The 25,919-nt window shown below is 66.4% G+C and carries 24 protein-coding genes, 1 tRNA gene and 1 pseudogene; 10 read left to right on the top strand and 16 right to left on the bottom strand.

The window, feature by feature from the left end:
* Positions 1-7 precede the first annotated feature (7 nt).
* From J1M43_RS05910 to J1M43_RS05900, 3 genes are read left to right on the top strand one after another with little or no spacing between them, the layout of a single operon-like run.
* Complete coding sequence (locus tag J1M43_RS05910) at positions 8-847, top strand: exodeoxyribonuclease III (protein WP_033106822.1); 840 nt, start codon at positions 8-10, stop codon at positions 845-847.
* A gap of 43 nt (positions 848-890) precedes the next feature.
* Entirely contained in the window at positions 891-1,895 is a 1,005-nt protein-coding gene (trpS, locus tag J1M43_RS05905; protein ID WP_084595832.1) for a tryptophan--tRNA ligase, read from the top strand.
* 48 nt (positions 1,896-1,943) lie between these two features.
* A complete protein-coding gene (locus tag J1M43_RS05900; protein WP_206476255.1) occupies positions 1,944-2,522 on the top strand; it encodes a hypothetical protein in 579 nt (192 codons plus the stop codon).
* A gap of 42 nt (positions 2,523-2,564) precedes the next feature.
* Here J1M43_RS05900 and pth read toward each other — a convergent pair whose 3' ends face one another.
* Both pth and J1M43_RS05890 read right to left on the bottom strand, forming a co-directional pair.
* Positions 2,565-3,146: an aminoacyl-tRNA hydrolase gene (gene pth, locus J1M43_RS05895; RefSeq protein ID WP_206476254.1), complete on the bottom strand. Its 582-nt coding sequence runs from the start codon at positions 3,144-3,146 to the stop codon at positions 2,565-2,567.
* 85 nt (positions 3,147-3,231) lie between these two features.
* Complete coding sequence (locus J1M43_RS05890) at positions 3,232-3,855, bottom strand: 50S ribosomal protein L25/general stress protein Ctc (protein ID WP_033106818.1); 624 nt, start codon at positions 3,853-3,855, stop codon at positions 3,232-3,234.
* A 221-nt stretch (positions 3,856-4,076) separates the two neighbouring features.
* Between J1M43_RS05890 and J1M43_RS16970 the strand changes: the two genes are divergently transcribed.
* Together J1M43_RS16970 and gndA are read left to right on the top strand one after the other, a co-directional pair.
* The gene (locus J1M43_RS16970; RefSeq protein WP_268746248.1) at positions 4,077-4,202 is read left to right on the top strand and encodes a hypothetical protein; all 126 of its coding nucleotides are present in this window, start codon (positions 4,077-4,079) and stop codon (positions 4,200-4,202) included.
* Positions 4,203-4,356: 154 nt separating this feature from the next.
* The gene (gndA, locus tag J1M43_RS05885) at positions 4,357-5,805 is read left to right on the top strand and encodes an NADP-dependent phosphogluconate dehydrogenase (RefSeq protein ID WP_206476252.1); all 1,449 of its coding nucleotides are present in this window, start codon (positions 4,357-4,359) and stop codon (positions 5,803-5,805) included.
* A gap of 55 nt (positions 5,806-5,860) precedes the next feature.
* Here the strand turns inward: gndA and J1M43_RS05880 are convergent, their stop codons facing one another.
* A complete protein-coding gene (locus J1M43_RS05880; protein WP_084595831.1) occupies positions 5,861-7,099 on the bottom strand; it encodes an FAD-binding oxidoreductase in 1,239 nt (412 codons plus the stop codon).
* A 178-nt stretch (positions 7,100-7,277) separates the two neighbouring features.
* Here J1M43_RS05880 and J1M43_RS05875 point away from each other — a divergent pair, with 178 nt between their 5' ends.
* Together J1M43_RS05875 and J1M43_RS05870 are read left to right on the top strand one after the other, a co-directional pair.
* On the top strand, positions 7,278-8,006 hold the full coding sequence (locus J1M43_RS05875; protein WP_033106816.1) for a response regulator transcription factor: 729 nt from the start codon (positions 7,278-7,280) through the stop codon (positions 8,004-8,006).
* A 47-nt stretch (positions 8,007-8,053) separates the two neighbouring features.
* On the top strand, positions 8,054-9,496 hold the full coding sequence (locus J1M43_RS05870; protein ID WP_234001159.1) for a cell wall metabolism sensor histidine kinase WalK: 1,443 nt from the start codon (positions 8,054-8,056) through the stop codon (positions 9,494-9,496).
* Here the strand turns inward: J1M43_RS05870 and J1M43_RS05865 are convergent.
* The 6 genes from J1M43_RS05865 to J1M43_RS05840 form a co-directional block, all read right to left on the bottom strand.
* Positions 9,490-11,064, bottom strand: coding sequence for a flavodoxin reductase (locus J1M43_RS05865; RefSeq protein ID WP_374058515.1), 1,575 nt, complete (start codon positions 11,062-11,064; stop codon positions 9,490-9,492). The genes J1M43_RS05870 and J1M43_RS05865 overlap by 7 nt on opposite strands.
* Before the next feature lie 15 nt (positions 11,065-11,079).
* Entirely contained in the window at positions 11,080-11,949 is an 870-nt protein-coding gene (locus J1M43_RS05860; protein ID WP_033106814.1) for an FAD:protein FMN transferase, read from the bottom strand.
* A 5-nt stretch (positions 11,950-11,954) separates the two neighbouring features.
* The gene (locus tag J1M43_RS05855; RefSeq protein WP_206476250.1) at positions 11,955-12,482 is read right to left on the bottom strand and encodes an FMN-binding protein; all 528 of its coding nucleotides are present in this window, start codon (positions 12,480-12,482) and stop codon (positions 11,955-11,957) included.
* Between the two features lie 42 nt (positions 12,483-12,524).
* Positions 12,525-13,559 carry a ribose-phosphate diphosphokinase gene (locus J1M43_RS05850; protein WP_206476248.1) on the bottom strand — a complete coding sequence of 345 codons (1,035 nt, stop codon included), beginning with the start codon at positions 13,557-13,559 and terminating at the stop codon, positions 12,525-12,527.
* Positions 13,560-13,566: 7 nt separating this feature from the next.
* Positions 13,567-14,997, bottom strand: a complete 1,431-nt coding sequence (glmU, locus tag J1M43_RS05845) for a bifunctional UDP-N-acetylglucosamine diphosphorylase/glucosamine-1-phosphate N-acetyltransferase GlmU (protein ID WP_033106811.1) — start codon at positions 14,995-14,997, stop codon at positions 13,567-13,569.
* A gap of 1 nt (position 14,998) precedes the next feature.
* A tRNA-Gln gene (locus J1M43_RS05840) sits at positions 14,999-15,070 on the bottom strand.
* A 127-nt stretch (positions 15,071-15,197) separates the two neighbouring features.
* On the opposite strand from J1M43_RS05840, the gene J1M43_RS05835 reads away from it, so the two are divergent.
* The 3 genes from J1M43_RS05835 to J1M43_RS05825 are packed head-to-tail and all read left to right on the top strand — an operon-like array spanning position 15,198 to position 17,873.
* Entirely contained in the window at positions 15,198-16,442 is a 1,245-nt protein-coding gene (locus J1M43_RS05835; protein ID WP_033106810.1) for an HNH endonuclease signature motif containing protein, read from the top strand.
* Between the two features lie 16 nt (positions 16,443-16,458).
* On the top strand, positions 16,459-16,953 hold the full coding sequence (locus tag J1M43_RS05830; protein ID WP_033106809.1) for a MarR family winged helix-turn-helix transcriptional regulator: 495 nt from the start codon (positions 16,459-16,461) through the stop codon (positions 16,951-16,953).
* 5 nt (positions 16,954-16,958) lie between these two features.
* On the top strand, positions 16,959-17,873 hold the full coding sequence (locus J1M43_RS05825; RefSeq protein WP_200881014.1) for a pseudouridine synthase: 915 nt from the start codon (positions 16,959-16,961) through the stop codon (positions 17,871-17,873).
* A 4-nt stretch (positions 17,874-17,877) separates the two neighbouring features.
* Here J1M43_RS05825 and J1M43_RS05820 read toward each other — a convergent pair whose 3' ends face one another.
* From J1M43_RS05820 to J1M43_RS05790, 7 genes and pseudogenes are all read right to left on the bottom strand, one after another.
* Complete coding sequence (locus J1M43_RS05820) at positions 17,878-19,695, bottom strand: ABC-F family ATP-binding cassette domain-containing protein (protein WP_033106807.1); 1,818 nt, start codon at positions 19,693-19,695, stop codon at positions 17,878-17,880.
* A gap of 108 nt (positions 19,696-19,803) precedes the next feature.
* Positions 19,804-20,922 (bottom strand): sugar-binding protein, encoded by a 1,119-nt coding sequence (locus J1M43_RS05815; protein ID WP_033106806.1) that lies wholly within the window; start codon positions 20,920-20,922, stop codon positions 19,804-19,806.
* Between the two features lie 30 nt (positions 20,923-20,952).
* Positions 20,953-22,272 carry a multiple monosaccharide ABC transporter permease gene (gene mmsB / locus J1M43_RS05810; RefSeq protein ID WP_052167008.1) on the bottom strand — a complete coding sequence of 440 codons (1,320 nt, stop codon included), beginning with the start codon at positions 22,270-22,272 and terminating at the stop codon, positions 20,953-20,955.
* Entirely contained in the window at positions 22,269-23,819 is a 1,551-nt protein-coding gene (gene mmsA, locus J1M43_RS05805; protein ID WP_241245351.1) for a multiple monosaccharide ABC transporter ATP-binding protein, read from the bottom strand. The genes mmsB and mmsA overlap by 4 nt, the downstream gene beginning before the upstream one ends.
* 150 nt (positions 23,820-23,969) lie before the next feature.
* Positions 23,970-24,983 carry a LacI family DNA-binding transcriptional regulator gene (locus tag J1M43_RS05800; protein WP_206476246.1) on the bottom strand — a complete coding sequence of 338 codons (1,014 nt, stop codon included), beginning with the start codon at positions 24,981-24,983 and terminating at the stop codon, positions 23,970-23,972.
* A gap of 105 nt (positions 24,984-25,088) precedes the next feature.
* Positions 25,089-25,289 (bottom strand): hypothetical protein, encoded by a 201-nt coding sequence (locus J1M43_RS05795; RefSeq protein ID WP_206476244.1) that lies wholly within the window; start codon positions 25,287-25,289, stop codon positions 25,089-25,091.
* 25 nt (positions 25,290-25,314) lie between these two features.
* Positions 25,315-25,919: pseudogene (locus J1M43_RS05790) on the bottom strand (4-(cytidine 5'-diphospho)-2-C-methyl-D-erythritol kinase); the annotation flags it as partial.

Below are 25,919 nucleotides of genomic sequence, written 5' to 3'. Positions count from 1 at the left end.
TGTTCCCATGCCTCATCTGCGTATCGCCTCGGTCAATGTCAACGGAATCCGGGCGGCGGCCCGCAACGGGATGAGCGGGTGGCTCGATGCCGCAGACGTCGACATCCTGACCCTGCAAGAGGTTCGCGGCCAGGACGAGCACATCGAAGCGGCCCTGCCCGGCTGGTCGTTCATCCACGACGAGGCGACGGCGAAGGGACGCGCGGGCGTCGCGATCGCGAGCCGAACCCCTGCGGTGGCCAGTCGCACGACCTTCGGCGCCGATGACTTCGACTCGAAGGGCCGCTGGATCGAAGGCGACTTCCACCTCGGCGATCGCACACTCACCGTCGTGAGCGCGTACGTGCATTCCGGCGAGGCCGATACACCGAAGCAGGACGAGAAGTGGAAGTTCCTCGACGCATTCGGCATCCGCCTCGAAGAGCTGAGCCGGGATGATGCGCTGGCTCTCGTCACCGGCGACCTCAACGTCGGCCACCGGGAACTCGACATCAAGAACTGGCGCGGCAACCGCAAGAAGGCGGGCTTCCTCCCCCGCGAGCGCGCGTACTTCGATCGCTTCCTCGGTGATGCGGGTTCGGAGGTCACAGGCGTCGACGGCACCGTCGGAACCGGTCTCGGCTGGATCGATGTGGGGCGGCGCTTCCACGGTGAGATCGACGGTCCGTACACGTGGTGGTCGATGCGCGGCCAGGCGTTCGACAACGACAGCGGGTGGCGCATCGATTACCACCTGGCGACGCCGTCGCTCGCCGAGAGGGTCGAGTCGTACCACGTGGCACGAGCGGCTGCGTACGATCAGCGCTGGAGCGACCACGCCCCAGTGATCGTGGACTACTCGTACTGAACGGCACGCAGATCGCCCCGCGTCATCCCCGTAGGATTGAACGGTGAAGAAACCTCGTCTCTACTCAGGAATGCAGCCCTCCGCCGACTCTCTCCAGATCGGCAACTACATCGGGGCTCTCCTTCAGTGGCGGGATCTGCAGAACTCCTACGATGCGTACTTCTCGGTGGTCGACCTGCACGCGCTGACCGTCGCACAGGAGTCGAAAGAGCTCCGTGAGAAGACGCGCCGCACCGCCGCACAGTACATCGCCGCCGGTATCGAGCCGTCGCAGTCGACGCTGTACGTGCAGTCGCATGTGCGCGCGCATGCCGAGCTCGCCTGGATCCTCAGCACCATCACCGGGTTCGGCGAAGCCGGGCGAATGACGCAGTTCAAGGACAAATCCTCCCGCTACGGCGCGGACGCCACCTCGGTCGGACTGTTCACGTACCCGGTGCTGATGGCCGCGGACATCCTGCTGTACCAGACCGATGTGGTGCCCGTCGGCGACGACCAGAAACAGCACGTCGAGCTGACGCGCGACCTCGCCGAGCGGTTCAACTCCCGTTTCGGTGAGACATTCACGGTGCCGATGCCGGTGATCCAGAAGGACACGGCACGCATCTACGACCTGCAGAATCCCGCAGCGAAGATGTCGAAGTCTGCGGAGAGCGATGCCGGCGTGCTCTGGATGCTGGATGACCCTGCCAAGTCGGCGAAGAAGGTCATGCGCGCGGTGACGGACAACGAAGGCAGTGTGCGCTTCGATCGGGAGAACAAGCCCGGGGTGTCGAACCTGCTGACGATCTACGCGGCGCTCTCCGGCCGTCAGGTCGCGGCGATCGAGGACGAGTACGCCGGCCGCGGTTATGGCGATTTCAAGAAGGGCCTCGCCGAGGTCGTCGTCTCGGAATTCGAGCCGGTGCGCGCACGTGCCCTCGAGCTGCTCGACGACCCGGCCGAGCTCGACCGCATCCTCGCCGCGAACGCCGCGCGCGCCGATGCGGTGGCCGATGCGACGCTCGCCGACGTCTACGACAAGGTCGGGCTGCTGCGTCGAGTCTGACGAGCCTGCCGGGCCGGCGGCAGGACGAGTGGCACCTAGGATAGGGGCGTGACAGATCCACAGTTCCCGCCGCCCGTGCCGCAGGCACCCGGTCACCAGCCGCCCGCTGCACCCGGCTATCACGCAGCTCCAGCACCGACTCCGACGTATCAGGCACCTCCGGGCGCCTATTCTGCGCCCGTCGGCGGATACGGCGCACCCACCGGCGCGTACCAGCCGTCAGACGCGCCGCAGCAGAAGTCTTCTGCTCTCGGCATCGTCGCGTTCGCGCTGTCGATCGTGGCGGCCGTCGTCGCGCCGATCGTCGCCGGCGCGGCCGGCTACCAGATCGGCTTCAGGCTGCCGACCGTGATGCAGCAGATCGACGGATCCACGAGCGATCTCTCCTTCCTCGCGCCGGTGCGCGACCAGGTACTGATGGGCGAGGTCTCGTTCTGGCTGGGCACCCTCGCCGGCATCGCGGCGATCGTGCTCGGGATCATGGCTATCGTCAAGCGCGCCGGACGTGCATGGGGCGTCACCGCACTGATCCTCGGTGTGCTCGGCCCGGTGATCTTCTTCACCGTGCTCGGCGTCACGCTCAGCATCGGTGCAGGCGCCGGTTCTGTGACGCTCTACGGAGCCTGACAGCAGGTCCGGAGCCCTGATCTGCCGAGCACGTCGGCGGGCTCAACGCGGAGCGTGGTGTTTCTGCTGGGCGGCGAGCAGCCCCTCGGTGACGAGCAGTTCGACGGCATCCGCTGAGTCGGCGACGAGGATCGGCAGCGTCTCGCGTTCGATCTTGCCGAACGGTGACAGCACCCAGTCCGCGGGATCCTGACGCCCCCGCGGTCGACCGATCCCCACGCGCACCCGCGGGAAGTCGGCAGTGCCGATCGCGCTCGCGATGTCTCGAACGCCGTTGTGTCCCCCGTGCCCGCCGCCGATCTTCAGCTTGAGCGTGTCGAACGGGATGTCGAGCTCATCGTGGATCACGACGGTGCGCTCCGGCGGTACAGAGTAGAACCTGGCCAGAGCCGCCACCGGAGTACCGGAGACGTTCATGAAGGAGTTCGGCTTCGTGAGCACGAGCTTGTCCGCCCCGGGGCGCACCCACGTCTCCACGACCCGCGCACCGCCCTTGTGCGCGCGGAAGCTCTCGCCGCGGCGTGCGGCCAGTTCATCCACGACCAGCTGGCCGACGTTGTGCCGGGTCGCCTCGTATCGGGGTCCGGGGTTGCCCAGTCCCACGATCAGCCAGGTGTCGGCCATACCTCTCACGCCTTTCGAACGTCGTCAGGATACGACAGAGGGGACGCGATGCGCTCGCGTCCCCTCTGTCGGAAGTGCGTGTGGATTACTCCGCAGCAGCTTCTTCAGCCTGAGCCTCTGCGGCCTCGCCCTCGGCGGCGACCTCGTCGGTCGACTCCGCGGCAGCCTCGGCCGTCGGAACGTAGATCGCGACGATGAGCGTCTCGGGGTCTGCGAGCAGCGACGCGCCCTTGGGGAGCTTCACATCGGCGGCGGTGATGTGCTGGCCCTCTTCCAGTCCCTCGATGGAGACCTCGAAGTGCTGCGGGATGTGCGTCGCCTCGACCTCGACCGCGAGGGACGTGGCATCGAGGTTGGCCACAGTGCCGGCGAAGGACTCGCCGACGACGACGATCGGGACGTCGACCTGGATCTTCTCGCCCTTCTTCACGACGAGAAGGTCGATGTGCTCGATGATCTGGCGCACCGGGTCACGCTGAACGTCCTTGACGAGCGCGAGCGAGGCGGTTCCCTCGATGTCGAGTTCGAGCAACGCGTTCGCGCGGCGGATGATGAGCGAGACCTGGTGGCCGGGAAGTGCGACGTGCACCGGCTCAGTGCCGTGGCCGTAGATGACGGCGGGGATCTTACCGGCCGCACGCAGGCGACGGGCGAAGCCCTTGCCGAACTGCTCGCGGACCTCGGCGTGGACCTTGGTGTCCTCAGACATGGATTCTCCTTCGGGCACACGACGAACTACTCGCCGCGTGGTGGTCTATTGGTCGGCTTCCCGGACGCAGACGTGCGAAAAAGCCACGAGGCTTGGTTCGCCGCGTCGATAACGGATGCCGCGCACGCGAAGCATCCCTCGCCGAGGAACTCCTCTATCGTACCGGATGACCGGGTAGGCTGAAACTCAGCACTTTTCCCTCGCAGAATCTGGAGTCCGGCATGCTCGACGGCGCCTTCCTCTCACACGTCATCCTCTGGCTCATCGGCGCCATGACGGTGTGCGCGACGGTGTTCACCATCGGCGCCCTGTTCTCGATGGGACGCACCGGGTACCGCAAGGACTGACTCCGCATGGCGGGCGGAGTCCGCTCGCTCGGCACGCTGATGCGCATCCGACGTCGCACGCCAACAAACGGCATCTCCCGTCACACACGCGTCCGCCCGTCGCGCTCAGCGATAATCTGAGATCATCCCCAACTTCACGACCGAGGAGCAGTCTGTGCCCGAAGCATCAGCGAATATCGGAGTCGTCGGACTCGCCGTCATGGGTTCGAATCTCGCCCGCAACCTCGCCTCGCGTGAGGGGAACACGGTGGCGATCTTCAACCGCAGCTACGAGAAGACCCAGGGCGTGCTCGACGCGCACCCCGAGGCCGGATTCATCCCGGCATCCACGTATGAGGAGTTCGCCGCGTCGCTGCAGAAGCCGCGCACCGCGATCATCATGGTCAAAGCCGGCGCGGGCACGGATGCTGTGATCCAGGCGCTGACCGAGGTGTTCGAGCCCGGTGACATCATCGTCGACGGCGGCAACGCGTACTTCCCCGACACGATCCGCCGCGAGAAGACGGTCCGCGAGAGCGGCATCAACTTCGTCGGCGCCGGGATCTCCGGCGGCGAGGAAGGCGCACTCCTGGGGCCCTCGATCATGCCGGGCGGCTCCGACGAGTCCTGGGTCACCCTCGGACCGATCCTGAAATCGATCGCCGCTGTCGCCGAGGGTGAGCCGTGCGTCACCCACATCGGCCACGACGGCGCCGGACACTTCGTGAAGATGGTGCACAACGGCATCGAGTACGCCGACATGCAACTCATCGCCGAAGCATACGACCTCATCCGACGCGGCACCGGCAAGAGCCCGGCCGAGATCGCCGACATCTTCGCCGAATGGAACACCGGCGAACTCGAGTCGTACCTGATCGAGATCACCGCAGAAGTACTCCGGCAGGTCGACGCTTCCACCGGCAAACCGCTCGTGGACGTCATCCTCGACCAGGCCGGAGCCAAGGGCACCGGCGCCTGGACCGTGCAGACCGCCCTCTCCCTCGGCGTGCCGGTCTCCGGCATCGCCGAAGCCACCTTCGCCCGCTCACTGTCCTCGCACCCCGAACAGCGCGCCGTCGCCGTGAACCTCCCCGGCCCCGACAACGCGTTCACCGTGACCGACGAGGCCGCCTTCATCGAAGACGTCCGCCTCGCCCTCTACGCATCCAAGATCGTCGCCTACAGTCAGGGCTTCGACGAGATCCGCGCCGGTGCCGCCGAATACGACTGGAACATCGACCTCGGCGCCGTCTCGAAGATCTGGCGCGGCGGCTGCATCATCCGCGCCCAGTTCCTCAACCGCATCGCCGACGCCTACGCCGACAACACCGACCTGCCCGTACTCATGACCGCACCCTACTTCGCCGAAGTCTTCACCCGCGCGCAAGAGGCATGGCGCCGCGTCGTCATCGCAGCAGCGACCGCAGGCATCCCCGCACCCGCGTTCAGCTCATCACTGTCGTACTACGACGGCATCCGCGCCGACCGCCTCCCCGCCGCACTCGTACAAGGCCAACGCGACTTCTTCGGCGCACACACCTACAAACGCATCGACAAAGAAGGCACCTTCCACACCCTCTGGTCAGGCGACCGCACCGAAATCGAAGCAGAAGACACGCACTGAGCGAAGACTCCGCCTGGAAGGGCCGGTGACCGAGTGGTCGCCGGCCCTTCGTGCATCACCGGATGATGTTGTGATTGCGTCGGAACAGGTTGTGCGGGTCCCACGTCGCCTTCACCGCTCGCAGCCCGTCGTAGGCCTCCGGGGTGAACATGCCTGGCACCGCGTCCGGTCGCTCCGTGTCTGCGAAATTGCCGTACTCAGCGAGGCGGCCCGATTCGATCCGGCGCCAGTCGGCGAGGATCGCAGCCCTGGCGTCATCGTCGATCATCTCCGGGATGTCGAATCCTCCGGCCATCACGAACCACTGGGCAGATCGAGCGGGAAAAGGCGTCTCCTCCTGAGGCACGTCGCCGAACGCACCGCCGAGGGATCGCAGGAACACCACGGATGCCGGATACGCCGCGCGGAACGCCACCAGCCGGTCGATGAGGTCGTCGTCGAGCTCGGCGAACAGGCCGTTGCCCCCGATGAAGCCGGGAGGAACAGGAGTGTCCTCCCCCGCCGCCGGCGCCGGCATCTCGAGCAGGATGTCCCGGTAAGCCGGGGACGTCACCGTCGCCTCGACACCCTCCGAGTCCGCCACCGGCCGGAGCGCCGCGATGAGCGCATCGGCGTCGTCGCCCGCCCAGACCGCGGCCAGTCGTGCACCTGCCGGCGCGCTCGGATCCATCGCCGGAACATCCATGTACGTCACGGTCAACTCGCGCGGTGCCGTGCGCATGATGTCGCGGCACGTGCGCAGCACTGCCGCCGCGTCACCGCCGATCACGTACTCGCCATGGACGATGCCAGGGATCCGATGCGCGTCGAAGTCGAAGCGGGTGACGATGCCGAAGTTGCCTCCGCCTCCGCGCAGGGCCCAGAACAGGTCTGCGTTCTCATTCGCGGAGGCTTCGACGATCTCACCGGTCGCCGTCACCACCTGCGCGCCGATCAGCTGGTCGATGGCGAGTCCCCACGCGCGCACCATCCACCCGATGCCGCCGCCGAGCGTCAATCCGCCGACGCCGACTGTGGCGGTGTCGCCCGAGCTGATGGCCACGCCCTCTCCCGAGAGCGCCGCGGCGACCGCTCCCCAGGTCGCCCCGCCCCCGATCTGCACGGCCGTGCCGTCGATGCTGATGTCGGCGAGGTCGGTGAGTTCGATGCGCATGCCGTCGGATGCGTCGTGCGACCATGGTCCGTGACCGCCGGAGACGACGGTGATCTGGATCGATTCCCGGTGCGCGCGGCGCACCAGGGCGGCGACGTCCTCCGGCGTCGCCGGACGCACTGCGAGTGGACTCTCTGTCATGCGCAGATCGTATTCCCGGGCTCCGACATCGTGCCACCGGCATCCATCTCGATGAGGCGGAGATGAGTTCGATCTGGGAGCAGAAGGCCCCGATCATCGGCTGACACTCGCCGGAACTCACAGGTCACCCATAGCACTCTCCATAGAAATCCCATAGCTGATTCCTCAGAATGGGGTCATGACCAGCGATCAGCCCGACCTGCGCCGCCCCGACGGCTCCCCCCTGCGCATCCTCGCCGTCGACGACGAGCAGATGCTCACCGACCTGCTCGCCATGGCGCTTCGTATGGAGGGCTGGGAGGTGCGCACGGCTTCCTCGGGCCTCGAGGCACTCCAGGTCGCGCGGGACTTCGAGCCCGACGCGCTGGTGCTCGACATCATGATGCCCGATCTCGACGGCATGAGTGTGCTGCGTCGGCTGCGCGAATCGGGCAACCTCGTGCCCGTGCTGTTCCTGACAGCCAAGGATGCCGTCGGCGATCGCATCGCCGGGCTCACGGCCGGCGGCGACGACTACGTCACCAAACCGTTCAGCCTCGAGGAGGTCATCGCGCGCCTGCGCGCGATCATCCGCCGCACCGGTCTCGCAAGCGCCGACGAAGGACAGTCGATCCTTCGGGTGGGCGACCTCACCCTCAACGAGGACAGCCACGAGGTCGAGCGTTCCGGCGCCGAGATCGAGCTGACGGCCACCGAGTTCGAGCTGCTGCGCTACCTCATGCGCAACGAGCGCCGCGTGCTCTCCAAGGCGCAGATCCTCGATCGGGTGTGGAGCTATGACTTCGGCGGCAAGTCGTCGGTCGTCGAGCTCTACATCTCGTACCTGCGCAAGAAGATCGACGCCGGTCGGGCGCCGCTTCTGCACACCGTCCGCGGCGTCGGGTACATGATCAAGGCCCCGCAGTGACCACACCGGGGATGACGCATCACCCGCTGACGCTTCAGACACGGCTCATGGCCGCCGTCATCGGGTTCGTGTCGCTCATCCTCATCATCGTGGCCGTCATAACCAGCGCGACCCTCGGCACGTCCTTGGAAGGGCGCCTGCAGGATCAATTGAGCCGGATCGCGAGTCAGACGACGGTTCTCGTCAAGCAGGCGCAGATCCTGACGGTCGCGGGGCGACCGATGACAGCCCAGAATGTGCTCGCCGGCCAGAACTATCCCGGTCTGCTGCTGGCAATCGCTTCCGACACCGGCGCGACTGGCGCTCTGGTCACCTCCGAAGGGACCACCGCTCTCACGGATTCGCAGTTCGAAGCACTCACCGATGCCGTCAACAAGTCGCCGAGCACGTCGGTCGATCTCGACGGGCTCGGATCGTTCTCGATCACCGTCAGGGAGTACGGCGGCATCGGAATCATCACAGGTCTTTCCCGCGATGAAGTGCAGAGCACGATGGCGCAACTGCTCACGGTGATCACGCTCGCCACCCTCGGCGGGCTCATCCTGCTCGCCCTCACGACGGCGATCACGATCCGCGTGAGCCTCCGGCCGCTGCGCGCGGTCGCGGGAACCGCGACCAGAGTGGCCAATCAGCCGCTCGATCGCGGCGAGGTGACCATCACCGAGCGTGTGCCCGCGTCCGAGGCGGATCCCCGCACCGAGACCGGGATGGTGGGGGCCGCGCTGAACACCCTGCTCGATCACGTCAACGACTCACTCGCGTCGCGTCAGAAGAACGAAGAGCGGATGCGGCGGTTCGTCGCCGACGCGAGCCACGAGCTGCGCACGCCGCTGGCCTCGATCCGCGGATATTCGGAGTTGTCGCTGCGGGACCGTGAGCTGCCGGAGAACACCCAGACTGCGCTCGAGCGCATCCAGGCGCAGTCGCTGCGGATGACGCGCCTGGTCGAGGATCTGCTGCTGCTCGCCCGGCTCGATGAGGGTCAGGAGCTCGTGCACGGCACCGTCGACCTCGCGCAGCTCGCGCTTGAAGGGCTCGCCGACGCTCGTCCGACCGCGCCAGAGCACCACTGGAACATCAACGTTCCCGAACAGCCGGTGATCATGCTCGGAGATGCGGGAAGACTGCACCAGGTGGTCGCCAATCTGCTCGCCAACGCCCGCACGCACACTCCCGCCGGCACCACCATCACGCTGAGCGTGGCGAGGGAACGCGACGAGGCGGTCATCCGGGTGCACGACGACGGCCCAGGGATCGAACCGCCGGTGCGCGACGAGCTCTTCGCCCGCTTCGCGCGAGGCGACAGCTCACGCGCGCGTCAGACGGGCGGCACGGGTCTCGGACTCGCGATCGCCAAGGCCATCGTCGAGGGCCACCACGGAACGATCACGGTGGACAGCACTCCTGGCGACACCACGTTCACCGTGCGATTCCCTCTGACTCCGGCATCCGGAACCGGCGAGGCAGATCCCGCCGGCACTGCTCAGTAGCCGGCGAACGCGTCCGTCGTCAGCGAGTGAGCCTTCTGAAGCGCGGGCGCAAGGTCGGCGATCAACCGCGGCGGGCCGGAGATGAACGTGTGGCGCGCGGCGATGTCCGCCACGACGCGTTCGAGGCCGGCCGCATCGAGGCGGATGCCCTGCGCCCACGTCCAATGATCCGGGAGCCCTTCCGGCCGGTCCCGGCAGAACACGATCGTCGGCACACCGGTCTCGGCGAGTTCCGCGCGGAACGCGAGCTCCGACGCCTCAGCCGCGACGTAGACCAGCACGACGTCGCGCGTTCGCCCTTCGGCGTGCAGCTGTCGCAGCTGCGAGACGAACGGCGTCACGCCGATGCCTGCGGCGACCATGAGCACAGGCGCCTCGCCCTTGGGCAGCACGAAGTCACCCCAGGTGCCGGTGACAGCGAGCGTGGCGCCGGGCTCCGCGGCGGCCAGCGCACGCTTGTAGCTCGAGGGATGCTTCTGGTCGCCGTTCTTGTACGCGATGCGCAGCGTCGGCAGATCGGCGGGCGCCGAGACGATGCTGAACTCCCGGCGGGTGCCTCGGGCGTCGGGATGATGGTGCGGCACGTCGAGTTCGAGGTACTGACCGGGCAGGAACTTCAACTTCCCCTTCGCCCGGAAGGTGAGCTCCTGTGCGGTCGGGGTGATGAATTCGCGCTTCTCCAGGGTCAGGCGCACCGAGCCGCGCAATGCGAACGCGAACGCGAGCAGGTTGCCGATCAGCAGAGCGCGCTCCTGGCCGAGAGTGAACAGCCCGCCCACCATGATCGGCCATCCGGCGAGCACACCGACGAGCGCTGCGACCCAGAACTGCTGCCAGCGTCGTGGCGGGAGCGTCAGCGGCTCGGAGACCATGAACGCGCCGAGGAACAGGAACGGGCTCTGCAGCACCGCGAACTGCAGAGCGGCCGCGATGTCGAAGTCGATGCCGAACTGCTGCGCCTGCACGGCCTGGCGGACGACCGCCGTACCGATCGCGATCAGAAGGAACACGAGCACGACGCGCACCTTCTCGGTGCGCCACAGGACCGCGAGCCCGAGCACCGCGACCGGGATCGCCAGCGCGCCGTTGCCGACCCACCACGAAGCCGAGGTGCCGAGCCACTCGAACGCCCCGAACGAGCCGATGACCGAGACGACCGCGGCGCCGAATGCCGCAGGGTTGAGGATGTGACGGCCTCGCCACGCGATGAGGTACTTCGAGGCACTCGCGAGGATGCCGGCCAGTGCGAGGCCGACCAGCGCCGCGGGCTCCACGCCCGGACGCATCACGAACAGCATGATGAGCGCGGTCACGAGCGACGACTCGATGCGCCACGGCAGGTGCAGCAGCCGCTGCACGCCGGCATCGACTGCCGAGATCACGAGCGCGAGCACGACGAACGATGCCAGGAGCTCGAGAGGCGTCGGCGACACGATCACGCCGAAGGACGACAGCACCAGGGCGATCAGAGCGAGTGCGACCAGCGAGTACAGCACAAGGCGATACATGGACATCGCGCCGAGAACCGCCAGAACCCGCTGACGGAGGGCAGTGAATGAGAACGTCACGAGTACAACTCTTCCCTATCTGCGGATGCCGGCGGTCGTGAACAGCTCCACCGGGCAGTTCGGCGAGCGCTCCGCCGTGCCGGACGTGCTCATGCGCACCCATTCCACGCCCCAGCGTGCGGCGAGTTCCGCGCCTCCGTCGAAGAACAGTGCCGTGGCCACGGCATCCGCGTGCATCGCATCCGATGCGATCGCCCACGTCGCGGCCCACGTGCGCACCGGAACACCTGTGCGGGCGTCGAGCACGTGATGCAGGCCGTCTCCCCATGCGCGCCGGTTGATGGCCGAGGCGCACAGCGCCCGGTCGCGGATGTGCGCGACGCCGATGGCCTTCGTCCGGTCGAACGGATGCTCGAGTCCGATGCGCACCTCATCGCCGCGCACGGCGATGTCGCCACCGGCATCCACTGTGACGCCGCCGCGAACGCCGGCGAGCTCCGCGAGAACCAGATCGACGAGGCGGCCCTTTCCGATGGCACCGACATCGATCTGCCGAGGCGATACGAGGGTCAGACGCGTATCGGTCCAAGTGAGAATGCCGGCCCAGTCGGCGGGCGCCGGCTGCGGCGCACCGACGACGAGCGACACCGCGGCGTCGTAGCCGAGTGCACTGAGGCTCTCCCCCACCAGCGGGTTCACGGCACCGCCTGTGGCGTCGGAGAGTTCGCGGTACGCATCGAGCATCGCCACGGCATCCGTCGGGCTCGGCACATCACCACCGCTGCGAGCGAGCGAGGACACGAGCGAGTCGGCGCGGAATCGCGACCATGTGCGATCGAAGGCGTCGACCACCACGTTCACCGCGGCGCGCTCGTCGTCTCCGAGAGGATTCTCGGTCTCGATCTCCCAGCGCGTGCCGATCGCGTCGAAGCGCCAGACGGACATGGTGCTCAGGCTGCGGCCTGGGCCTTGATGTCGTCGACCGCTGCGTTGAAGCCGCCGCTCGTGAGCGAGGATCCCGCGACACGGGTGACATTCAGCTCGTCGATGGAGACGCCGACGACCTCTTCGGCGATGCCGTCGATGAACTGCCCCTGATACTGCTCGGTCTCGCGCGCCTGCGGGTCGCCGGTCACTTCGACGTCGGCGACGACGCCGTCTTCGAGCGTGAGCGTGACAGAGATCTGCTCGACCGTCTCGGGCGTCTGGTACGAACCGTCCGCTGAGTAGGTGCCATCGGCGTACGCGGCATCTGATGACGCCGTCGACGTGTCTGCGTCTGTCCCGCTGTCGTTCGTCGCGGTGCCGTCGGCCGCGTCTTCGGCGTCGGCCGCGTCTTCGGCGCCGGCCGCGTCTTCGGCGCCGGCCGCGTCTTCGGCGCCGGCCGCACCGGAGCACCCGGCCAGAGCGAGAAGACCGGCGACGCCGACGACAGCGGCACCCTTGCGAATTGAGGAGGAGACTCTCAGGCTGGTCATGGTTGTGAGATTATGTCGGCCCGCTATGGGCAGGCTGTGCTGTTACGCGTCGCCGCCGAACATGCTCGTGACCGATCCGTCCTCGAAGACCTCGTGGATGGCACGTGCGAGCAGCGGCGCGATCGGGAGGATCGTGAGGCCGTCCCAGCGACGGGACTCGGTGAGCGGAATCGTGTCGGTGACGACGACCTCGTCGATCGATGCGTCCTGAAGTCGCTCGCTGGCGGGGTCGCTGAAGATCGCATGCGTGGCTGCGACGATCACCCGTCGGGCGCCGGCCGCCTTGAGAGCCTGCGCAGCCTTGACGATGGTGCCACCGGTGTCGATCATGTCGTCCACCAGCAGGCACGTACGACCCTCGACCGTGCCGACGATCTCATGCACCGACACCTGGTTGGCGATCTTCGGGTCGCGGCGCTTGTGGATGATCGCGAGCGGAGCATCCAGACTGTCGGACCAGGTGTCGGCCACGCGGACGCGACCCATGTCGGGCGAGACGATCGTGAGCGTCTCGCGGTCCTCGGCGGTGAGATTCTCACGGAAGTACTCGAGGAGAACGGGCTTGGCGAACAGGTGATCGACCGGACCGTCGAAAAAACCCTGGATCTGTGCGGCGTGCAGGTCGACGCTCATGACGCGATCGGCGCCGGCCGTCTTGAGCAGGTCGGCGACCAGGCGGGCGCTGATCGGCTCGCGGCCACGGCCCTTCTTGTCCTGACGCGAGTACGGATAGTACGGCGCGACGACGGTGATGCGCTTGGCCGATGCGCGCTTGGCGGCATCGATCATGATGAGCGTCTCCATGAGCCACTCATTGACCGGCTCGCCGAAGGTCTGGATGAGGAAGAGGTCGCAGCCGCGGATCGACACCTCGAAGCGGGAGTAGATCTCTCCCGACGCGAACGTGCGGTGCTCGGTCGGTGCGATCTCGGTGCCGAGGCCCGCGGCGACCGCTGATGTCAGAGCCGGGTGCGAACGTCCGCCCGCGATGACGAGTCGCTTCTTCGTCTTGGCGACGAGTCCCGGCGCGACACCGTTGTCCCGATCCAGTTCAACGGTCTTCTTCTTGCGCGCCATGGTCCGCCTATTCCGCCGATTGTTCCCGAGCTGCGGCATCCGCCGCGCCCGTGCCTGCTCTGTTCTTCTCGACCCAGCCCTCGATGTTGCGTTGCGGGGCCACGCTCATGGCCAGCGCTCCGGCGGGGACGTCCTTGCGGACGACGGCGCCGGCACCGGTCTTCGCACCGGCTCCCAGCTTAACGGGCGCGACCAGCACCGTGTGCGAACCGGTGTGCACTTCGTCGCCGATCTCGGTGCGGTGCTTGTTCACATCGTCGTAGTTCGCGGTGATCGTGCTCGCGCCGAGATTCACGCCGCGGCCGATAGTCGCATCGCCGACGTACGAGAGGTGCGGCACCTTGCTTCCCTCGCCGATCTGCGCATTCTTCGTCTCGACGAAGGCGCCGATCTTGCCGCCCACGCCGAGGGTCGTTCCTGCGCGGAGGTACGAGAACGGCCCGACGGTCGCTCCGGCGCCGATGACGGCGAGGGTCGCCTCCGAGCGGCGGATAACGGCATCCGCGCCCACCTCGCAGTCGACGAGCGATGTGTCGGGGCCGACGACGGCGCCGGATTCGATGACCGTCGCGCCGACGATGTGCGTGTTCGGCAGGATCGTCACATCGGCGGCGAGCTTCGCATCGTCGTCGATCCAGGTGGTGGACGGATCGACGATCGTGACGCCCTCGAGCTGCCAGCGCCTGACGATGCGGGCGTTGAGAAGGCGGCCCACCTCCGCCAGCTGCGCGCGGTCGTTGACACCGTAGGTCACCGTGACATCAGAGACGACGGATGCCGCCACCCGGCCGCCGTCGCGGCGAAGAAGCCCCGGAACATCCGTGAGGTACATCTCGCCCTGCGCATTGTCGACGCCGATCGCGGGGAGGTACTCGCGCAGCGTGGAGGCGCGGAACACGTACATTCCCGCGTTGATCTCATTGACGGATGCCTCGTCGGCAGTGGCGTCCTTCTGCTCGACGATGCGGTCGACGCCGCCGTCGGCGTCACGGATCACGCGACCGTAGCCGTTCGGATCGTCCACGACCGCCGTCATGAGCGTCGCGGCGGCGGCGGCGGCCCTGTGCGCCGCGACGAATGAGGTCAGCGTCTCCGCATCCGCCAACGGGCAGTCACCGGAGAGGACCAGTACATCGCCCTCGAAACCGGATGGCAGCGCGTCGACCGCGACCTGGACAGCACGCCCGGTTCCTGGAACCTCATCCTGATCGACGAACGTCACGTGCGGGTAGTCCGCGGAGAGTGCCGTCACCACCTGGTCGCGCTCATGGCGCACGACCACTTCGACGTGTGCGGCGTCGAGCGCAGCCGCCGTGGTCAGCACATGTCCCACCAGCGGGCGACCACTGATCCGATGCAGCACCTTCGGAAGTCTGGACTTCATCCTGGTGCCCTGGCCTGCGGCGAGCACGATGATCGCGAGCTTGTTCTCCGTCATGCTCCGCCGCCAGGATTCGAACCTAGACCTAACAGCTCCAAAGGCTGTCGTGCTGCCATTACACCACGGCGGACCGCGACCCTGAAGGCCACCAGACGATTCTGCCATGCCGGCCGCTTGACGATTCGCAGGTGCAGATAGATTCGACATTGGTTCACACAATCTCTTGCATTATTGGTAGTTATGTTCGATACTTGAATATGCCCATCATCGCAGACAATCGAACGGACCCGGCGGTCGTCACCGACCGCCGGGCTGTACTGCTCGACGAATGGGTCGACGTCGGAGCGGAGATTGCTCGACTCGAGGCGCGCCGTATGCGCATACTCGCCGAACGCGATGAACTTCTTGCCTATGAGACCGGGCCGAAGATCGTACACAGCTCGATGGCGCAGCGATCGATGGTCGCCGAGTTCGCCGCGGCCGGTCATGTCGCTCCCGGCGTGATGACCAACCATTTCGCCGTCGCTGCGATACTCGTGCGGGACTACCCGCGCACTCTCGCGGCACTGCAGGATGGGCACATCAGCCGCCGACACGCCGAGGTGATCTTGGAAGAGGCACCGAAGGGTGACCAAGACGCCGACGACGGTGGTGAGACCCTGCGGGCGGCATACGAACACGACGTCGTGCCTTACGCCTGCAAGACGACTGCTCCGCGGACCAGAGCCCACGCGAGGGCCGTGACAGCGGCGCTCCGACCGGTCACCCAGGAGCAGGCGCACCGCGAGGCGCGAGATGAGCGCGAGGTCAGCGTGCGCCCGACCTGCGACGGCATCGCCCAGTTGATCGGGGTGATCCCCGAAGTTCTCGCCTATGCGATCTTCGACCGTCTCACCGCGATGGCGGCAGCGATGGATGATGACCGCACGATGGACCAGCGCCGCGCGGACCTGTTCTGCGATCTGCTGCTGACCGCCATGGCGACGACGGCCACCGGCACCGATATGGATGCGTTCCGTCCGAACGTGCAGGTGACGATCGCTGCGAGCACCCTGGCGGGCCGGGACGACGCCATGGCCGAACTCGACGGGATCGGCCCCATCCACCCGGACATCGCCCGCAGCCTCGCCGGTCGGGCGCTGAGCTTTACCCGACTCTTCCTCGATCCCGACGGCATGGTCACCAACGTCGACACGTACGTCCCCTCCAGTCGGATGAAGAGGTACCTGCGAGCTCGAGATCAGCACTGCCGGTTCCCCGGTTGCCGGGCGAAGACTTCTCGGTGCCAGATCGATCACAATCACGATCGCGCGCTGGGTGGGGCGACGTCATTGTGCAACCTCGCCTGTTTCTGCACGAGCCATCATCCGCTGAAGCATCCGGACGTCGATGCACGACATCGATGGACTGTCCGACAGCAGCCCGAGGGGACTCTGGTGTGGACGAGTCCGCTCGGACGCGAGTACATCGACACTCCCGAACTGCGTGTGATGTTCGTCTGACACGGATAATAGAAGGATGAGCGAGGCAGACGAAGTCGACCGGATCGTCGGCGCGTGGAACACACAGCGTCCCGATCTCGACTTCTCCCCCCTCGAGGTGCTGTCCCGGATGGACCGGCTCTCCAAACACCTCGACCGCGCGCGACGCGACGTGTTCCGCCGCAGTGACATCGAGCCCTGGGAGTGGGATGTGCTCTCGGCGCTGCGGCGCGCAGGCGCCCCTTTCCAGCTCTCGCCCAAGCAGCTGCTGCAGCAGACCCTGGTCTCCAGCGGCACCATGACGAACCGGATCGACCGGCTGGTCGCGCGCCGCTTCGTGAGGCGCGAGGCAGATCCCGGCGACGGCCGGAGCGTGCTCGTCACTCTGACCGAGGACGGCCAGATGCGGGTGGATGCCGCGATCACCCGCCTCGTCGACGTCGAAGCCGAACTGCTGCAGGCGCTCTCCCGCGCCGACCGCGACCGGATGGCAGCGCTGCTGCGCAAGCTCAGCCTGAGCTACGACTCATGATGGCGATGCGCTCCCCCCTGCCCGTGCGCGACGGCGTCGGCGCCACCCGCCTGCATGTGCCACTCACCGGCCCATGGCCCACCGTGAGCGCATACATGATCGAGCGCTTCTTCCACCTCGATTCGCAGCAGCTTCTGACGCGTTTCGACGACGGTGAGATCGTCGCATTCGACGGCTCGCCCGTCGCCCGAGATGCACCGCTGGGCGCCGAGGAGTTCGTCTGGTACTACCGTGAACCGCCCGCGGAGACGCACATCCCGTTCGACATCGAGATCCTGCATGAGGACAGGGATCTCGTCGTGGTCGACAAGCCGCACTTCCTTCCATCGACACCGGCGGGCAGGTATGTGCAGAACTCCGCGCTCGTGCGTCTGCGCCGCCTGCTGGACAATCCTGATCTCGCTCCGGTGCACCGCCTGGATCGTGCGACAGCGGGACTGCTGATGTTCTCCGCACGCCCCGTGACGCGCGGCGCGTACCAGACACTGTTCCAACGTCGCAGGATCGAGAAGGTCTACGAAGCGGTGTCGGCACGGCCCGCAGGATGGACGAACGATCTTCCTCGCACTGTGCGGCTGCACATCGAGAAGCTGCGCAGTCAGGTATGCGTCGACGTCGACGCCGATCGCGAGCCGAACTCCGAGACGCTCATCGAGCTGTTCGACGCCGACGAGCACGTGGTCCACACGCTGCTGCGTCCGCACACCGGGAAGATGCATCAGCTGCGCGTGCACCTCGCGAGCATCGGTCTCGGCATCCTGCACGACAACCTGTATCCGATTCTCACGGACGAGAAGCCCGACGACCACGACCGGCCTCTGCAGCTTCTCGCCCGGGAGCTGCGCTTCGTCGACCCGCTCAGCGGTGAAGAGCGAGACTTCCGCACACGGCAGACGCTGCGCTACGCACCTCGTACCTGAGCACTCAGTTGACCTGGTCGCTGACCTCCAGCCAGCGTGTCTCGTTCTCTTCGACCTCGGACTCCAGCGCGCTGATCCGCTTCATCTTCTGAGCGAGTCCCTCATAGTCGGATTGATCGTGCTCCACCAGCGCGTGCTTGGCCTTGTCGATCTGCTGGGTGAGTTTCTGGATCTTGCGTTCGAGAGCAGCGACCTCCTTCTGCGCTGCGCGGAGCGCGGCACCGTCCAGTCCGGATGACGACGTCGTCGCCTTCGCCGATGGCGCGCCGCTCTGCTCTGCCGTCCGCAGCCGCAGATACTCGTCCACGCCACCCGGAAGGTGCCGGAGCCTGCCTCCCATGACAGCGAACTGCTGGTCGGTGACGCGCTCGAGGAAGTACCGGTCGTGACTGACCACGAGCAGAGTGCCCGGCCAGGAGTCCAGCAGGTCTTCGATGGCCGCGAGCATGTCGGTGTCCATGTCGTTGGTCGGCTCGTCGAGGATCAGCACGTTGGGCTGCTCGAGCAGCACGAGCAGCAGTTGCAGCCGTCGCTGCTGACCACCGGAGAGATCCTTCACCGGCGTCGAGAGCTGAGCGGACGAGAAGCCGAGGCGCTCGAGGAGCTGGCCGGGAGTGAGGGACTGCGACTTGGATCCGGTGCCGAAGGTGTACTCGGTGCGCAGACTCTCGATGACCTTGCGCACCGGGTCGTTCCAGACCGTGGTGAGCTCATCGATCCTCTGGGTGAGAGTCTTGACCTTGACGGTCGTGCCGCGCTTGACTCGTCCGCTGGTCGGTTCGATCGTGCCCGCGACGAGCCCGAGAAGCGTCGACTTGCCTGCACCGTTCACGCCGAGGATCCCGGTCCGCTCGCCCGGTGCGATGCGCCACTCGACGTCGCGCAGCACCTCGCGGGGAGCACCGATTTCACCGGTCACTGAGCCCGTCGAAGGGTACGTCACGCCGGCATCCAGCAGATCGACGACGTCCTTGCCGAGGCGGGAGACGGCGAGCGACTGCAGCGAGACCTTGTCGCGGATCTCCGGCACATCCTCGATCAGTTCGTTCGCGGCATCGATGCGGAACTTCGGCTTCGCCGTACGCGCCGGCGCGCCGCGGCGCAGCCACGCGAGCTCCTTGCGCGCGAGGTTCTGCCGCTTCGCCTCTGTGACCGCCGACATGCGGTCCCGCTCCACGCGCTGCAGGATGTACGCGGCGTAGCCGCCCTCGAAGGGCTCGACGATCCGGTCGTGCACCTCCCAGGTCTCGGTGCAGACCTCGTCGAGGAACCAGCGGTCGTGCGTGACGACGAGGAAGGCGCCGGAGTTCACGGCCCATCGTTTCTTCAGGTGCCCGGCGAGCCAGGTGATCGCCTCGACGTCGAGGTGGTTGGTCGGCTCATCCAGCGCGACGATGTCCCAGTCCTTGACGAGCAGCGCGGCGAGCGCCACGCGACGCCGCTGTCCACCGCTGAGACCCAGCACCTGCGCGTCCCAGTCCAGGTCTGCGAGCAGCCCCTGGATGACGTCGCGCACGCGGGCGTCGCCTGCCCACTCGTATTCCGGCATGTCGCCGACGACCGACTGTGCGATGGTGAGCGAGTCGTCGAGGGTGTCGGCCTGATCCAGCACGCCGACTGTTGTGCCGGCGCGCATCGTCACGCGTCCGGCATCCGGCTCCTTGCGGCCGGCGAGCATCGCCAGCAGAGAGGATTTTCCGTCACCGTTGCGTCCGACGATGCCGATGCGATCCCCCTCCTCGATGCCGAGAGTGATGGAGTCGAAGACGACCTTGGTCGGGTATTCCAGATGGAGGCCCTCGGCCCCGAGAAGATGTGCCATGTCACTCCAAGGCTACGGCAGCCGGCTGATCGTCGGCCTCGATGGCATGTGCAACGAGCCGCCCGGACCCAAAGGTCCGGACGGCTCGCGCGTCCCCAAACGGAGTCGTTACTTGTACGACTCCACGATCTCCAGGAGGCTCGGCACGTTGGCATAGGCCTCGGCAGCGTTGTCCTTCGTGACGATCACCGGGTCGAGCAGGTACGACGGCACGACCTTCGAGCCGTTGTCGTAGGACTCGGTGTCGTTCACATCGACCTCTTCGCCCTTCTGCAGCTGGCCGACCATCTTGATGGCCTGCTCCACGAGCAGCGTGGTGTCCTTGTTGATCGTGGAGTACTGGATGCCCTCCATGATCGACTTCACCGACTCGACCTCGGAGTCCTGACCGGTGACGACCGGGACGCCCTTGCCCGCCTGCTGTGCAGAGGTGAGGATGGCGCGTGCCAGCGTGTCGTTCGGCGACAGCACGCCGTCGAGCAACACGTCGCCGCCGTATGAGCCGGTGAGCAGCGTGTCCATGCGGTTCTGCGCGTTCTCTGCCAACCAGCCCTCTGTGGCGGTCTGAGCGATCTCGGTCTGACCCGAGACGACGTTCAGCGTGCCGTCATCGATCGCCGGCTGCAGTACCTCCATCGCACCGTCGAAGAAGACAGCCGAGTTCGCGTCATCCGGCGAGCCTGAGAACAGCTCGACGTTGTACGGCGCCTCGTGATCGGCGCGCTCGGCGAGCCCGTCGAGCAGGGCCTGGCCCTGGAGGTTGCCGACCTTGAAGTTGTCGAACGCGACGTAGTAGTCGAGCGCGTCGGTGTTCTCGATCAGACGGTCGTATGCGATCACGTAGGCGCCAGCATCCTTGGCCGCCTGCACCTGCGTGGCCAGCTGCTTGCCGTCCTTCGCGCCGATGATGATGACCTTGGCGCCGTTGGTGACCATCGACTGGATCTGGTTCTGCTGCTCGGCGACCGTGTTGCTCGCCGGGGCGTACTGGACGTCGGCCTTGTAGCCGGCTTCTTCCAGTCCGTCGGTGAACAGCTGACCTGCCAGCACCCAGTTCTCACTGGTCTTGTCGGGCAGCGCGACGCCGATCGTCGAACCTGCGTCGAAACCGGCGGCTTCCTCTTCGGTGCCTCCCCCGGTGTCGCCGCCACGTTCGCCTGAGCAACCGGTGAGGGCGAGAGCTGTAGCGGCGACAATCACTGTGGCCGCAAATGCCATTCTCTTCATGCGATCTCTTTCTCTGTTTCTTGGTGTGGATTACTTGGATTTTGGATAGTCGGTGAGGTTGGGGGCGTCTGGGCGGTTCCGCTTGCGCATCATGAATCCGATCAGCGACGGGCGCCCCTGCTGCTTGTTCCAGACGTCGATGCCGACCGCGACCAGGAGCACGAGCCCCTTGATCATCGAGACGACGTCTGCACCCTGGCCGAGCAGCTGCAGGCCGTTGTTGAGGAACGCCATGACAAGACCACCGATGATCGACCCGATCACGGTGCCGATGCCGCCGGCGACGGCGGCGCCGCCGATGAACACGCTCGCGATCGCGTCGAGCTCCCAGCCGTTGCCGTCACCGGGACCGGAGGCCTGCGACCGTGCGACGAAGATCATTCCGGCGAGGGCAGCGAGCACGGACATGTTCATCATCACGAAGAAGTCGACCCAGCGATCCTTCACGCCCGAGAGACTCGCCGCCTGGCGGTTGCCGCCGACGGCGTAGATGTGCCGGCCGAAGACCGTGTTGCGGGTGATGAACGAGTAGATGATGACCAGTGCGAGCAGGATCAGTCCGGACACCGGGAAGCTCGTGCCTGGACGACCGGTGGCGAACATCCAGCCAGCGGCGAGCACGACCACGGACAGCAGCACGACCTTGGTCACGCTCACCCACAGCGGCGCCATGATCGAGCCCATCTTGTGCTGGATGCGGCGGGTGCGGATCTCCCAGAAGACCAGCCAGGCGACGCCGGCGAGGGCGAGCAGCATGGTCGGCACGTTGAACTGGAACGGACCGCCGACCTCGGGCAGATAGCCCGCGCCGATGTACACGAACTCCTTGGGCACCGGGATCGACTGCGAGTTGCCGATCCACTGGTTGGCACCGCGGAAGAAGAGCATGCCGGCCAGCGTCACGATGAACGCCGGCACCCCGACGTATGCGACCCAGAACCCCTGCCATGCTCCCACCAGAGCTCCGACGACGAGTCCGAGCACGATCGCCAGCGGCCAGGGGAGATTCCATTCCGCCATCGACTTCGCGACGATGATGCCGGTGAAGGCCGCGACAGAACCGACCGACAGGTCGATGTGGCCCATGATGATCACCATCACCATGCCGATCGCGAGGATCAGGATGAAGGAGTACTGGTTGATGACGTTGATCAGGTTGCCCGGCGTGAGCGTCGCACCGTTCGGGCCGTTGCGTACGATCGTCAGGATCTCGAACAGCAGGACGATGACGACGAGGCTGCCGAAGATGCCGAACTGACGCAACGACGACTGCGCGCCGCCGAACATCTTGCGGATGTCGCGGAAGTGGAATCCCTGATTCTTGACCTCGGGGGTCGTGCTGGTGCTCATGCGGTCGCTTTCTGGTTCGTGGAGGTCATGCTGCGCATGAGCGCCTCCGGAGTTGCCTGATCGGCGGGGATGCAGTCGGTGACGCGTCCCTCGAAGATCGTGTAGATGCGGTCGGAGATGCCCATCAGCTCCGGCAGCTCGCTGGAGATGACGATGACGCCCTTGCCGGAAGCCGCGAGTTCGTTGATGATCGAATAGATCTCGTACTTCGCGCCGACGTCGATACCGCGGGTGGGCTCATCGAGGATCAGCAGATCGGGGTCGGTGAACATCCACTTGGCGAGCACGACCTTCTGCTGGTTTCCGCCGGAGAGCTTGTTGACACCCTCCTCGACCGTCGGGGTCTTGATCCGCAGCGCCTTGCGGTACCGCTCGGCGACGGAGAACTCCTCGCGGTCGTCGACCACTCCCCTGGTGGAGATCTTCGACAGCTTGGCGGAGACGACCGCGCGCTTGATGGTGTCGAGCAGATTCAGTCCGAGGGTCTTGCGGTCCTCACTGACGTAGGCGAGTCCGTGACGGATCGCACTGGAGACGTCGCGCAGTTCGATCTCCTCGCCGTCCTTGAACATCTGGCCGCTGAGGAAGTTGCCGTACGAGCGGCCGAAGATGCTGCGAGCGAACTCGGTGCGTCCTGCACCCATGAGGCCGGCGATGCCGACGACTTCGCCACGACGGACGGTCAGCCCTGAGCCCTTGACGACCATGCGCTCCGAGACGGTCGGATGCTGAACCCACCAGTCCTTGACCTCGAAGAAGACCTCGCCGATCTCGGGGGTGCGATCGGGATAACGGCTCTCCAGCGAGCGACCGACCATGCCGCGGATGATGCGGTCCTCGTTGATCTCGCCCTTGGTGATGTCGAGGGTCTCGACGGTGCGACCGTCGCGGATGATCGTGATCTCGTCGGCGATCTGCTCGATCTCATTGAGCTTGTGGCTGATCATGATCGACGCGATGCCCTTGGCCTTGAGGCCGAGGATCAGGTCGAGCAGGTGCTGCGAGTCGTTCTCGTTCAGGGCCGCTGTCGGCTCATCGAGGATGAGCAGTCGCACGTCCTTATTGAGGGCCTTCGCGATCTCGATGAGCTGCTGCTTGCCGACGCCGAGGTGCTTGATCGCGATATCGGGATCCTCGTTGAGGCCGACCCTGGCGAGCAGTTCAGTGGCGCGCATCTTGGCCGCGCTCCAGTCGATGACGCCGCCGCTGGCGATCTCGTTGCCGAGGAAGATGTTCTCGGTGATCGAGAGCTCGGGGATCAGTGCGAGCTCCTGGTGGATGATCGCGATGCCGGCCTGCTCGCTGGCCACGATGTCCTTGAAGCGCTGCTCCTCGCCGTACAGCAGGATGTCGCCGTCGTACGAGCCGTACGGGTAGACCCCGGACAGCACCTTCATCAGAGTCGACTTGCCTGCGCCGTTCTCACCGCAGATCGCGTGGATCTCGCCCGCGCGCACGGCGATCGAGACGTCGGAGAGTGCTTTCACACCGGGGAACTCCTTGGTGATGTTTCGCATCTCCAAGATCGGCCCCGACACTGTTGGCATCGTTGCTGTGCTGCTCACGGATCTTCCTCGATACTTGACGGTCGTTCTTAATGTGACCGTTCACATGAGACACAATATTGCGCCTCTTGATCTCCGGTGTCAAGTACGGGTCCTCTGTCGTTGCGCTATCGAGACGCGACGGTCGCGAAGTCAGCGCGACGCGCTGGAGGAACGCAGGCGCAACTGCGGCACGGCCGGGCCGAAATCGGGGATGTCGTCCCCGCGGATCTGCGCGAGCAGGATGTGCACGGCGCGCTGCCCCAGCGACGGAAAGTCCTGGTGCACGGTGGTGAGCGGCGGCCAGACGTGAGCGGCGACGGGAATGTCATCGAATCCCACGACACTCACCTGGCGCGGCACCTCGATGCCGGCATCCCTGAACCCGTGCATGAGGCCGATCGCCATCAGATCGTTCGCGGCGAACACCGCGGTGAAATCTCTGCGCCGCACCAGTTCGGTGCCGGCGAAGTAGCCGAAATCCGCCGTCCAGTCGCCGCGGATGGGCGGGAACGTCGGCAGGTCGGCCTCGCGCAGGGCATCGAGATAACCGCGCATGCGCGACTCCGCCTCGATCCAGTCCTGGGGGCCCGCCAGATGCAGTATGTCGCTGTGCCCCAGTGAGATCAGGTGCTCCGTGACGGCACGCGCTCCGGCCACCTGATCCGCAGAGTGCGAGAAGCCGTCGGAGCCGGAGGCGGTCTGAAGACTCACGAACGGCACGCCGACGGCCATGCCTCGCAGCACATTGAACACCCGCACCTGCGGGGCGAGCACGACGATGCCGCTGACCTGCTCCCGCCCCAGCTGCCGGATCGCATCCCCGATCGCCTCGGGAGTGGTGGTCGGCAGGTTGACGGTCGTGACCGAATACCCTTCGACGCGCGCGGCATCCTCGATGCTCGCGATCGACGATGTCGGACCGAACTCGCCGATGGTGGCCGACAGTATTCCGATCGTGTGCGAACGGCTGGTGACGAGGGCGCGAGCCGCGAGGTTCGGCTTGTAGTCGAGAACTGCGATCGCGTCCTGCACGCGTTTCTTCGTCTCCGGACGGATGCTGGGATGGTCATTCAGCACACGGGAGACCGTCTGGTGCGAGACCCCGGCGAGGCGCGCGACGTCACGGATACTGGGCAGCCGTGCGCGCTCTACGGAGGCTGCCATTGCGACGCCTCCTTCGCGTGTGCACGGTCACATAACTCCTTCCATTATGTCCCCCGCGCACACCCGACGCACCCTGCGGTCGCCACACGCCTCCCGATCTCGCCGTCAGCTGCGCGGTGCGAGCCCGGCGTACAGCAGGTTCCCGCTCTGCGGGTCGCGCATCACGAGCACCTGGTCGCCCGTCCGCGGGATCTCCAGCCGCGACACCAGAGTCGCGATGGCGGCGGCCTGACCGGCGACGTCGAGGTGGAGGATGACGTGCGGGCTTTGACACCACGTTAGGCAACCGAGGATGCTCCCGATCACGGTTTTCGGTGAAGATCGGATGAACTCAGGCCGAGATGATCCGGGCGCCCGGTACGGGTCCGTGCACGTGCAGGGCCGTGCGGCCCGTCGCCTCGAGTGAGGCCTGCACGTACTGCGCACTCTCCGGCGTCTCGCACAGGAACGCCACTGTCGGGCCTGAGCCCGAGACGATCCCGCTCAGAGCCCCGGCGTGCAGTCCGTCGCTGATGATGTCATCGAGTGCGGGACGCTCCAGCAGCGCCGGCACCTCGAGATCGTTGAACATGCACGCGGCGAGCGAGTTGGGATCTCCTGCGCGCAGCGCCTGCAGAACCGGGACAGGCACGTCCAGCGACAGCGGCGGGTCATCTGCCAGGGCGCCGTTCTCCGCTCGATGAGTGTCGAGGCGCGCGTAGATCTCCGGTGTCGACAGCCCCTCATCGCTGGGCACGAGCACCCAATCGAAGCGTCCCCTCGCGAGCGCGGGGTTCAGCTGATCCCCGCGCCCCGTGCCGACCGCAGTCCCGCCATGCAGCGCGAACGGCACATCGGCACCGAGGCGGGCGGCGAGTTCATGCAGGCGCTGCGGCGAGAGCCCGGTGCCCCAGAGCGCATCGCACGCGACGAGGGCGGCGGCGGCATCCGCTGATC

Origin of the sequence: Microbacterium sp. KRD172 (genome assembly GCF_017168295.1) — a bacterium.
Taxonomy (GTDB): Bacteria; Actinomycetota; Actinomycetes; order Actinomycetales; family Microbacteriaceae; genus Microbacterium; species Microbacterium profundi.
The sequence above is the reverse complement of the archived record's forward strand: the minus strand, read 5'-3'. Positions and strand labels throughout refer to the sequence as shown.